Genomic DNA, 8,090 nt, shown 5'->3' with positions numbered 1-8,090 from the left:
AGCCACCCCCAAAGCAAAGGCGCTTCACCCAATTCACCCCGCCGGGACTTTACTAGTGCAACTTCTGGAAACTGCCACGCTAAATCCTGCCGCGCACGATTCACGATCGGAGACTGAACGCGATTTAGGTGAGCGAGTCTCAGCACAAGTTCGCGGATTTTGACAATAGTGCGATCGCGAATTTGGACAAATCGACGCGGATCTTGGTGGTAATCAAAGTAATAGCAGGCCAACGCTAAGGCATCGGCATCATCGTCTTTATCTGGGAGTGCTAGGTGGTTAGCTCGATAATTCCTCAGTTCTTTGTGACCTACCAGACGCACTTCTACCCCGACACGAGCCAAGTGTGTACCCCAAAGTTTGCTGTAATTATTGCCAGTTGGTTCTAGTAGTGCAATGTCCGCGTTGAGCGCGAGTAAATCTTGAATTCCCTTTGCATCAGCGCTCAACTTAAAAAACGAACATTCATAATAAAATTGACGTGGATCTTCGGGCTTATCCGTGAGCAAACAAGCCGAAACTGAGGACTTGCTAACATCAAGTCCCAAAATTCTAATCATTCAGTTACTCCTGGGTGGTTTCGTCTTGTCCCTGATGCCATGCCTGCGAATCACCCGAAGGCCACTTTGAGCCTAGTTCACTCTCAAGGCAATGCCGCAGCGCGAACTGCGGCGACATAGGGAGAAAACAGCGCACTCACAGCAGCCGAGCTTGTGAACGTCAGAAAGCCATTACAGCTTGATTCTGCAAAAAAGCCCTAAGCTGCTGTGTATATGTGCTGTACGTCGGATTTGGAGTCCGTCCGCGACGTGAGATTAACTCACGTTTCGGCTACTGTGTCAGGTAGCCCGCGCTTTCATGGCGCGATCGCAATTGCGATTCATCAGGCGGTTATTTCGTCATCCAGAGACTCAACTATTTCTTGAATTTTTTCAGCAGATAATTCCCGGTATTGTTCGCCAGCTTTTGCCCCTACATATTCTTTCCAATCTTCTATGCTTTCTCCAGTCATTTTGGCGAGAAGTTGTATAGCTACTCCGATTGCTAAACTGTTTAGTACATATAAGTCTTTGGGTAAAGTCACGAAGTCATTATTTGGTGGTTTCATAAATTTCATCATCGTCAAATTCTTCGTAGTCTGGATCGTCTTCATCGTTACCCCAAACTGTTGAGCAACTCTCACATTTATAAAAGCCAAAAGCAGAATCATATCTAACTTGGGGAGAGCCACAATTAATGCAATTGGGTGTTTTTAAGTCAGTCATTTTCGTTCCCTCAAATATTTATCCAATTCGCCGCTTCTCACCTGGTCAAGGCTGGCGATAACTATTTGCTCTTGAGATTCCCACCGGAGTGATGCAGTGATGCCGCGTCGGTTGAGTGCCTGTTGTACTTCTGAGCTAGCTAGTGCTATTTCTGCATCAGCGTAATCTTGGGCGATAACAGGAAACACAATCTCTTGAATTTCAGCCGATGCACTCCTGATAACCTGCAACATAGATTTTTTAGCTTGCTCTACTGGTGCTTCAGGAAAATAAAATTCAACCCTAACCCCTTTCTGGACAAGCATTCGCTGAACATCTGCCGCTCTCAAAGCTCGTTCAAATACAACTAAATTGGCTTGATCTGCAACCGAAATTCGAGCCACCAAACCCGCTTGAGTCGCTCGAATTGCTTTCTTGATAATTTCCTTTCCTCTGTCAATAGCTCCCATAACAGTTGTGTGATATTTTTGACATTGGTAGATGAATTCATTAGCGATCGCACTCCTTCCACAAAGCGCGATCGCTTTTAAGTTAGGTGCTTGTCTTTTCGCCTCGCTCGTACCTTTCACCCCACAGCCACCCTGGATGATCGGGAGCGATACTACTCGCCAATCCTTCAACGACCTGATCGCTATTCACTAGTTTTGCTGTCTCTGCATAACAATTTGGCTCAACGAAAACATGATCCTTATAATTCATTGCAATGGCTAGCTTTGCACTTTTTTGATTGATTATTTCACCACTCATTTTGTTGACCCTCATCTAAAATTTGTTGCAATCGCCGTTTACCCTCTTCCCAGCGACGACCGCCCATTTTCAAAATTTGCTCAATCACATAAGTTTCCCCTCTGGCTTCCAGTAGACCAATTACTGCCAAATAGAAGGCTTTGTCATGGGAAGTGGAAGCGGAAGTTTCACCTGTCTGCTCTGCACTTGGCTCCTTATATAAGTGTTCTAGGCTAGTTTGTAACTCCTGCTTAACTTCCTGCGGGTAAGTTGGTGCAGCGCCATAAATTTCATAGAGCGCTTGCTCTTGCTGCTGAGTATGTAGTCCAATTTCTACCTGTTCCAGTTCTTGGTTCATCGCTGATAGCGCTGCACGTCGGGCATCCTGTGCAATGAGCCGCCGCGATTCCCCAACTAGTTGCACTGATGCAACAAGTGCCAAGCTGTAGCTGATTCCTTTGCCAATTTGGGGCAGGGGAGAAAGTGCAGCTAGCCAAAAAGCTGTAGCGCTAGCTAGCAAACAGTTGGTTTTTAACCACCTATCAGCCATGACAGCATTCCTCCCAAAACAATCGAAACTGCGATCGCAATCAGCAAGGCATAATAATCTGGTTCGGACAATTTGAGAAACTGTCTCACCGCGTCATCTGTCAGTAGGGCAAGGGCTAGAGCGACCCCAGACATTATGTAGATAACACACATCACCCGAAACAAAGCTGGATGCAGCGCCCCTAGCCAAGCCACAGAGCTAGAGGCGATACACCCCAGAAGGAACCAAGCCCCCAGGTGTACCGCCTTTGCCATTAGTATTTTTCCTTGATTTTGGCTTTGAGTTCTTCAATGCGCTGCTATGCTTTGTTTTCAGCACGGTCTAAACCAAAGCCTAACCGTGCATACTCAGGTCGCAAGGTGTGTAAATGCCTCGCAGTGGAAGCATCGGAGCGTTTCTTGGTAAGTTCGCTGTCCGCAACTCCTTTAATGTAGTTACGATGGGCTGTGTGTACCTGTGCATCAGATTGTTCAAGGGTTTTGAGGGATTTGTAAGCGCGTTTCGCCTGACGCGCTTCTTGTCTCTTTTGGGTTGCAACTCGCTTGAGTGCATCAGCCTCAGCTTTGTTAAAGTAACGTGGCGTATCATTGATAGGTGCTGTCCTTACAGTCTCCCAATTCCCGGCGTTCACTGGGTTAATGACAGTTGGATCTGTTGGGGCAAGCACCCGATTTTTATCAATTCCGTGGCCCCCTGTAGAGAGGGACGATTCATTACCCTTGTTGCTGGACTTTGCAGCGCTGGTAATTCGTGCAAGGATTCCCATTGTTTACTCCTATCTATTACAAACTTGACTTTTGACTTTCTCAAGCTGTTGGCTTTGGGCTTTCATCTCGCGCAGTTGCACTTGATCCGCGCTTTGGTACGTGGAAATTGCACCTATGCTCAAACCAGCAACTAATGCAGCTGCAAGCATGACTAAAAATGCAGCAATGTTATTCCCGGCGGCTGCGGGTTCAGATGCCGTTGGGTAAAATTCCCCGGTGAATGGTACAACCTTACTGGTAAGCTGTTGTTTAGTCTGTTTCATCTCCTCCCTCTAGCAACATCGGCTGATATGTGGGTAAGAGTAGATGCTCAGTTCCGGCGTTGATTGCAGCGCGGACTGATAGTTGCACTATCTGGCGTTGTTCTGGTGTGGGGTTGTCCCGCATCTGTTTAATGCGTTGCAAGGTGCGACCCGGCAGCTGTCGCCAATATTCGTTGGCGAGTCGCTGTGCATCCTCCTCTAACAGCGACTCAAGTAAATCCGGTGCATCGGATTCTGCATCAATTTCTGCATCGTCATCTGTTGCAGTTTTCGATGCACGGTGGGCCCGCAACATCTCAACTCCCGCATCAGTCCACAGTTTTTGACCGTGTTCATCAATTGCAACGTGAACATCCACCTGGAACACTTCAGGGTGACGACGCATCCATGAACGAATGGTACTTTCAGGTATGCCCGTCTCCCTGGCTGCTTCAGGAGTGGTGTACAGGTTCTGCATTCTGCCCCCAACGGATTTGAGAAATTATCGCTTCCATAACTCCTGCCTGGTCAGAGGGTGAAAGCTGATCTGTCATCTCTCTTGTAATAGAGTAAATTTCGCCGCGAACACCTCCGTCAAGCTGACACCCCAGGTTTGATGCCAGGATCGTCAATATAGAGAGCTTTTCTCGCTTGGTCATCTTCTCAAAGGTGCTGCCATACTTCCTCTGCACTTCGTCTAAGAGTGAATCATCACCTGGAGTGACACTGGTGTAGTAGCCTAATGGCTTGGACATTGGTAAAATCTCCTCATTAAATACTGCATTGTTTGGCGATCGCTCCCCTTTGGACGGTATCGGTCGCCTTTTTACTTGCACTCGTGGGCAAGCGCTTGTATCTTGCGTTCGTTTTCCACAAATCGGGCAAGCTGCCCGTCCATGACTTCCATGTGGACTTGATGCAAAATCCGCGCGATCGCTTCTTTAATTTCTGGAGGCTCTTGCATTGAAGCGGACAGAATTCCGTCTCGCAATTTGCGGTAATCATCTTCTGCTTCTTGGTAAAGTTCCAAGTAAGGGTGTGACATTGGTACAATCTCCTTAATTTGTTGTGTTGGCGATCGCTTGCGAGTAGTGGTCGCCTTTTTAATTGCTCAACTCCTCAGCAGGTCTTTCATTTGCGTTACCGCTACAGGCTGCAATCTCTGTCTGGTTGGGAGTTAGTCATCAGTCATTGGGCATCAGGTACAGGGTGTTTCCGCGCCGGGCACTGTGGCAGTGGCGTGGGTGATTTCTCCGGTTGCAACGCAAACTGTCAGGCGTTGGGGAGTGGGTGCATAATGCATATCTTATATAAGATGACGCAATCAGTCCAGCATCTTATACAATATATTTTATATAAAATCTTGGTAATCTTATATAAGAAGTCCATCATGATCACTGAAGCAGAAAATGGCGAAATCAAAGCACCGAGAACACGGGGAGACGAAGAAGCAGTACAGTTTGGGACTAACACCAACAGGAGTAGAGGGACTGGACAAGTTAGCCGAAAGAATGTCAGTAAGCCGATCGCAACTCATAGAGATGATAGGCCGAGGGGAAATTTCGTTGAACAACGTGGACAAGCAATTCTTGGGGGAATCCTTAGTCGGCTGATCTCTAAAACTCTGGATCTTATAGAGGAGTCTGAGAATAGAACAGCCGAGCTAAAAAACCATCTTGAAGAATTAAAAGAACTGTACAGTCAGTTTCAGGAGAATAAAGAATAAAGCCGTTTACCTGTTTGGGTAGACGGCTTTATTCGTGGCGTGTCGCGCTCACCTCAAACCGGAGTGCGATCGCCACGAATGACCAATGACCAATGACCAATGACGAATGACCAATGGAAAAACCAAAGAAAAAGACTCAGGTATTCAAAAGCGGACAAGTCGAAGGCTACGAAGTGGGGCTGACACTTGAAGAAATAGAATGTCATGCCTGTGGCGGCGGCGGTGAAGTTGTTGAGGACGACGGGGACGGTAATGAATACACAGAACCCTGTAGTGAATGCGACGGAGCCGGTGTTGTGTATCTCTCGATCGACTAACTAAAAAAATCAAAAAGCCACCAGAGATTTAGCGATCGTGGGTGGCTTTCCGAAAACAAACTAATAGTATTATGCCAGAAAATTCATCAAAAAATTCACTTCCGTGGACGGAAGAACACGAAGCATTTTGTTATCAACACCATATTTGCCCTGCTGCTAAATCACTTTGGCAATGGCTAATGAGGCAGGGTGTAATAGCTGAAGAAGTCGAGCCAGATTTATCAGAATTCAACGCCACAGTAGCCAAAGCAAGAGGTAAAGGATACTCACATAATTACCTCAAACATATTTTCGATCAGCTAGTAGAACACAGAGTTATCCAAGTCATTAAACAGTACTCTTGGAAGATATTTAAGTTACTTGTAAGACCCCTCGAATGGTTGAAGCCACCGAGAAAGAAGCGAGAAAAAAACTTACAAAACCATAATTTAAGTTACACTTCACCCACCTCAAATGAGCAATCTGCTGTGACGGGTAATATACAGCAGCAGCATTCCAATTCTTCTATTAATCAAGAGATACTCTCGGAGTCTGGTATACATTTTGACGACAATGTAACCGAGGTATTAGAACGCCCAACATGGCAAGTAAAAATCGCTTTAATCTTATTTGAAATTCGCGGAGGTTTCGACAAGGTAGAGAACCCCGAAGGCTTTATTAGGGATTGTTTACGTGGTTGTTGGTGGGAGACAACCCGCAATCACTGGGCAATATGTAAGAAGCTTTCACATGCGACAAAACCAGGCGATCTAGTTTGTGCATTTGATTTAGAAACTTTCTTTGATGACGAATAAAAAAACTGCCTCCATTTGGAAGCAGCAACCATAATATAACCAGTCTGATTATGAAACAACCTACGCTGTTTGATTTACAAGCTTTTACCAAGCAAGATACTCCTGCTTACGTTTACGATCCGTTCTGGGATGAACTTACCCCCCAAGATAGTCATAGTGTTGGGGCGCAAATCTCAGAGTCAGACAATCCGTGTAAAAGTGTTGGGGAGCAAGTTGCAACTGATACCTTAAAGTCTGCCCCCCAACACGATACCCACTGGATAGAGAAGTACTGGGTAGAGCGGTCTGGTAATAAATATTGGTATTTTCGGTACTGTTGGATGACGGGCCGCAAGATTAACCGCCTCTACCTGGGCAGTGTCGATAGTGCGATCGCCAAACGTAAAAAGGCAGATGTAGAAATTGCGATCGCAGATGGTAAATTACCATTTGAGATAAAGGACTTGATCCGAGGCTGGAAGAATGAATCGCCCACCATGCCCAAGGTGCAACCAAACAACACTAATTTTTAAAAACGGTAGCTATAAATTATCTGACCAGACAGTAGTGCAAAGGTGGTTTTGTCAGAGATGCCGCAAAGGTTTCACTCCTGCAACAGTTCTGGAGATTGCCGCAGCAGGTCTTGAAGCTTCCGCAGCTCATCCCAGGTACGAGCGGTAATGTCTGGTTTTGCAAAAAGCTGCGTAGAGCGGTAATTCTTGGTTCTCCAAGCAATGTAGCGGTCAATTATTTCTAAAAAATCCCCTGAGTATGAGGGGATGGCATGATTTTGATCGTTTATCAGTTTGGAATCAACAGACCTAGCGTAAACCGAAATGTTGTCTTTGAGCGCTATCGGGACACGAATTGAAGTTGTCTTCCCACTGCGCCAAGTGCTACCTGACTTCCAGGTTGTGCGAGTCCTTCCCATAAATTACTTCAACTGCCGTGTAACACGGCAATAGTACCACCTCCTCAGCACTCAGCACCTAATGCCCAATGCCCAATGACTAGACCAAAAAATAATCATTTCCGTCTTACCCTAAGCGAAGACAGAACAGTTGTGCAGTTGACTATCAGTGCATCATCACCGGAAAAAGCAATTCAATTATATGAAGGGCTTGAGCAAGTGATAATTCAAATGATGCGAGTTGACCTAGAACTCGATTGGGAAGAAGACCCAGACAGTCAGCAATGAATAGTGTCAAGGATTCTCAACAACGGGAAGCTGTGCTGCGGGCCTCCAAAAATGGGGTGAAAGTCTTGATTTATCGTGATAATTGTCCTTAAAAGCAAATCTTTTATTGGGAGTCAATTTCATTAAGCCTTCAATGCCCAATAAAAAGCGATCGCACTAAATAGGATGAATGTGCGATCGCACTTGTTGCATTTGCGAGCTGTGAATAGCTTGGTTTGAGTTTATTCGCCCTAAGCCTAATTTGTCATAGATTTGGGTAGAGTCGGTCAACTTCATCCCATGCCTGATTCGCCAAACACTCTAGAGTCATCGCTAGGAACAAGGGGTGATCGTATTTCCCAGCCTCAAATGCCTCAAGGAAGATTTCGATTTGCAGGAATAGGAGCTTGTTGATCATAAAGTTGCGATCGCACCCCGGCGCTCGTCCATTTCAATTTCAAAATAAGGGTCAAGTCCTTTGTTGTCGCGGTGTCCGGTGAAAGTGCGAATAATTTCTTTGGCAATTCCCGCCCGTCGCAATTTGTTA

General features: G+C 46.0%; 19 protein-coding genes. 5 read left to right on the top strand and 14 right to left on the bottom strand.

All coding sequences use genetic code 11. The annotated features are described in order from the left end of the window. From AC1F2U_RS34120 to AC1F2U_RS34065, 12 genes are all read right to left on the bottom strand, one after another. Positions 1-560 (bottom strand): IS110 family transposase (locus tag AC1F2U_RS34120; protein WP_480265167.1); only part of this gene is annotated, 560 nt, incomplete at its 3' end. 323 nt (positions 561-883) lie between these two features. Then, a complete protein-coding gene (locus tag AC1F2U_RS34115; protein ID WP_480265166.1) occupies positions 884-1,108 on the bottom strand; it encodes a hypothetical protein in 225 nt (74 codons plus the stop codon). Then, the gene (locus tag AC1F2U_RS34110) at positions 1,092-1,265 is read right to left on the bottom strand and encodes a hypothetical protein (protein WP_480265165.1); all 174 of its coding nucleotides are present in this window, start codon (positions 1,263-1,265) and stop codon (positions 1,092-1,094) included. Before AC1F2U_RS34110 ends, AC1F2U_RS34115 begins: the two co-directional genes overlap by 17 nt. After that, on the bottom strand, positions 1,262-1,834 hold the full coding sequence (locus AC1F2U_RS34105; RefSeq protein WP_480265164.1) for a hypothetical protein: 573 nt from the start codon (positions 1,832-1,834) through the stop codon (positions 1,262-1,264). The genes AC1F2U_RS34110 and AC1F2U_RS34105 overlap by 4 nt, the downstream gene beginning before the upstream one ends. Further along, positions 1,797-2,012 carry a hypothetical protein gene (locus AC1F2U_RS34100; RefSeq protein WP_480265163.1) on the bottom strand — a complete coding sequence of 72 codons (216 nt, stop codon included), beginning with the start codon at positions 2,010-2,012 and terminating at the stop codon, positions 1,797-1,799. Before AC1F2U_RS34100 ends, AC1F2U_RS34105 begins: the two co-directional genes overlap by 38 nt. After that, positions 2,002-2,541, bottom strand: a complete 540-nt coding sequence (locus tag AC1F2U_RS34095) for a hypothetical protein (protein ID WP_480265162.1) — start codon at positions 2,539-2,541, stop codon at positions 2,002-2,004. The genes AC1F2U_RS34100 and AC1F2U_RS34095 overlap by 11 nt, the downstream gene beginning before the upstream one ends. Next, on the bottom strand, positions 2,523-2,795 hold the full coding sequence (locus AC1F2U_RS34090; protein ID WP_480265161.1) for a hypothetical protein: 273 nt from the start codon (positions 2,793-2,795) through the stop codon (positions 2,523-2,525). Before AC1F2U_RS34090 ends, AC1F2U_RS34095 begins: the two co-directional genes overlap by 19 nt. A 44-nt stretch (positions 2,796-2,839) precedes the next feature. Then, positions 2,840-3,307 carry a hypothetical protein gene (locus AC1F2U_RS34085; RefSeq protein ID WP_480265160.1) on the bottom strand — a complete coding sequence of 156 codons (468 nt, stop codon included), beginning with the start codon at positions 3,305-3,307 and terminating at the stop codon, positions 2,840-2,842. Positions 3,308-3,316: 9 nt separating this feature from the next. After that, positions 3,317-3,571 (bottom strand): hypothetical protein, encoded by a 255-nt coding sequence (locus tag AC1F2U_RS34080; RefSeq protein WP_480265159.1) that lies wholly within the window; start codon positions 3,569-3,571, stop codon positions 3,317-3,319. Then, on the bottom strand, positions 3,558-4,028 hold the full coding sequence (locus tag AC1F2U_RS34075; protein WP_480265158.1) for a MerR family transcriptional regulator: 471 nt from the start codon (positions 4,026-4,028) through the stop codon (positions 3,558-3,560). Before AC1F2U_RS34075 ends, AC1F2U_RS34080 begins: the two co-directional genes overlap by 14 nt. Further along, entirely contained in the window at positions 4,003-4,305 is a 303-nt protein-coding gene (locus tag AC1F2U_RS34070; RefSeq protein ID WP_480265157.1) for a hypothetical protein, read from the bottom strand. The genes AC1F2U_RS34075 and AC1F2U_RS34070 overlap by 26 nt, the downstream gene beginning before the upstream one ends. A 71-nt stretch (positions 4,306-4,376) precedes the next feature. Further along, complete coding sequence (locus AC1F2U_RS34065; protein WP_480265156.1) at positions 4,377-4,595, bottom strand: hypothetical protein; 219 nt, start codon at positions 4,593-4,595, stop codon at positions 4,377-4,379. Between the two features lie 345 nt (positions 4,596-4,940). On the opposite strand from AC1F2U_RS34065, the gene AC1F2U_RS34060 reads away from it, so the two are divergent. The 4 genes from AC1F2U_RS34060 to AC1F2U_RS34045 all read left to right on the top strand — a co-directional run bounded on the left by AC1F2U_RS34060 (position 4,941) and on the right by AC1F2U_RS34045 (position 6,899). Next, positions 4,941-5,276, top strand: a complete 336-nt coding sequence (locus AC1F2U_RS34060) for a hypothetical protein (protein WP_480265155.1) — start codon at positions 4,941-4,943, stop codon at positions 5,274-5,276. 113 nt (positions 5,277-5,389) lie between these two features. Continuing rightward, on the top strand, positions 5,390-5,593 hold the full coding sequence (locus AC1F2U_RS34055) for a hypothetical protein (protein WP_480265154.1): 204 nt from the start codon (positions 5,390-5,392) through the stop codon (positions 5,591-5,593). Positions 5,594-5,664: 71 nt separating this feature from the next. After that, the gene (locus tag AC1F2U_RS34050) at positions 5,665-6,387 is read left to right on the top strand and encodes a hypothetical protein (protein ID WP_480265153.1); all 723 of its coding nucleotides are present in this window, start codon (positions 5,665-5,667) and stop codon (positions 6,385-6,387) included. Between the two features lie 50 nt (positions 6,388-6,437). Further along, a complete protein-coding gene (locus AC1F2U_RS34045; protein ID WP_480265152.1) occupies positions 6,438-6,899 on the top strand; it encodes a DUF4102 domain-containing protein in 462 nt (153 codons plus the stop codon). 71 nt (positions 6,900-6,970) lie between these two features. On the opposite strand, the gene AC1F2U_RS34040 is transcribed toward AC1F2U_RS34045, so the two are convergent. Continuing rightward, positions 6,971-7,297: a hypothetical protein gene (locus tag AC1F2U_RS34040; protein ID WP_480265151.1), complete on the bottom strand. Its 327-nt coding sequence runs from the start codon at positions 7,295-7,297 to the stop codon at positions 6,971-6,973. A 75-nt stretch (positions 7,298-7,372) separates the two neighbouring features. Between AC1F2U_RS34040 and AC1F2U_RS34035 the strand changes: the two genes are divergently transcribed. Continuing rightward, positions 7,373-7,564 (top strand): hypothetical protein, encoded by a 192-nt coding sequence (locus AC1F2U_RS34035; protein WP_480265150.1) that lies wholly within the window; start codon positions 7,373-7,375, stop codon positions 7,562-7,564. A gap of 244 nt (positions 7,565-7,808) precedes the next feature. On the opposite strand, the gene AC1F2U_RS34030 is transcribed toward AC1F2U_RS34035, so the two are convergent. Then, the gene (locus AC1F2U_RS34030; RefSeq protein WP_480265149.1) at positions 7,809-7,961 is read right to left on the bottom strand and encodes a hypothetical protein; all 153 of its coding nucleotides are present in this window, start codon (positions 7,959-7,961) and stop codon (positions 7,809-7,811) included. Positions 7,962-8,090 lie beyond the last annotated feature (129 nt).

This window comes from Nostoc sp. LEGE 12454 (assembly GCF_056620565.1).
Note: the sequence above shows the minus strand (reverse complement) of the source record. Positions and strands in the feature narration are given on the sequence as shown.

Bases quoted from the DNA above. Each gene is read 5' to 3' on its own strand.
- AC1F2U_RS34075 (WP_480265158.1), bottom strand. From the start codon at position 4,028: ATGCAGAACCTGTACACCACTCCTGAAGCAGCCAGGGAGACGGGCATA.
- AC1F2U_RS34100 (WP_480265163.1), bottom strand. From the start codon at position 2,012: ATGAGTGGTGAAATAATCAATCAAAAAAGTGCAAAGCTAGCCATTGCA.
- AC1F2U_RS34085 (WP_480265160.1), bottom strand. From the start codon at position 3,307: ATGGGAATCCTTGCACGAATTACCAGCGCTGCAAAGTCCAGCAACAAG.
- AC1F2U_RS34060 (WP_480265155.1), top strand. From the start codon at position 4,941: ATGATCACTGAAGCAGAAAATGGCGAAATCAAAGCACCGAGAACACGG.
- AC1F2U_RS34030 (WP_480265149.1), bottom strand. From the start codon at position 7,961: ATGATCAACAAGCTCCTATTCCTGCAAATCGAAATCTTCCTTGAGGCA.
- AC1F2U_RS34080 (WP_480265159.1), bottom strand. From the start codon at position 3,571: ATGAAACAGACTAAACAACAGCTTACCAGTAAGGTTGTACCATTCACC.
- AC1F2U_RS34070 (WP_480265157.1), bottom strand. From the start codon at position 4,305: ATGTCCAAGCCATTAGGCTACTACACCAGTGTCACTCCAGGTGATGAT.
- AC1F2U_RS34090 (WP_480265161.1), bottom strand. From the start codon at position 2,795: ATGGCAAAGGCGGTACACCTGGGGGCTTGGTTCCTTCTGGGGTGTATC.
- AC1F2U_RS34095 (WP_480265162.1), bottom strand. From the start codon at position 2,541: ATGGCTGATAGGTGGTTAAAAACCAACTGTTTGCTAGCTAGCGCTACA.
- AC1F2U_RS34055 (WP_480265154.1), top strand. From the start codon at position 5,390: ATGGAAAAACCAAAGAAAAAGACTCAGGTATTCAAAAGCGGACAAGTC.
- AC1F2U_RS34110 (WP_480265165.1), bottom strand. From the start codon at position 1,265: ATGACTGACTTAAAAACACCCAATTGCATTAATTGTGGCTCTCCCCAA.
- AC1F2U_RS34050 (WP_480265153.1), top strand. From the start codon at position 5,665: ATGCCAGAAAATTCATCAAAAAATTCACTTCCGTGGACGGAAGAACAC.
- AC1F2U_RS34045 (WP_480265152.1), top strand. From the start codon at position 6,438: ATGAAACAACCTACGCTGTTTGATTTACAAGCTTTTACCAAGCAAGAT.
- AC1F2U_RS34040 (WP_480265151.1), bottom strand. From the start codon at position 7,297: ATGGGAAGGACTCGCACAACCTGGAAGTCAGGTAGCACTTGGCGCAGT.
- AC1F2U_RS34065 (WP_480265156.1), bottom strand. From the start codon at position 4,595: ATGTCACACCCTTACTTGGAACTTTACCAAGAAGCAGAAGATGATTAC.
- AC1F2U_RS34035 (WP_480265150.1), top strand. From the start codon at position 7,373: ATGACTAGACCAAAAAATAATCATTTCCGTCTTACCCTAAGCGAAGAC.
- AC1F2U_RS34115 (WP_480265166.1), bottom strand. From the start codon at position 1,108: ATGAAACCACCAAATAATGACTTCGTGACTTTACCCAAAGACTTATAT.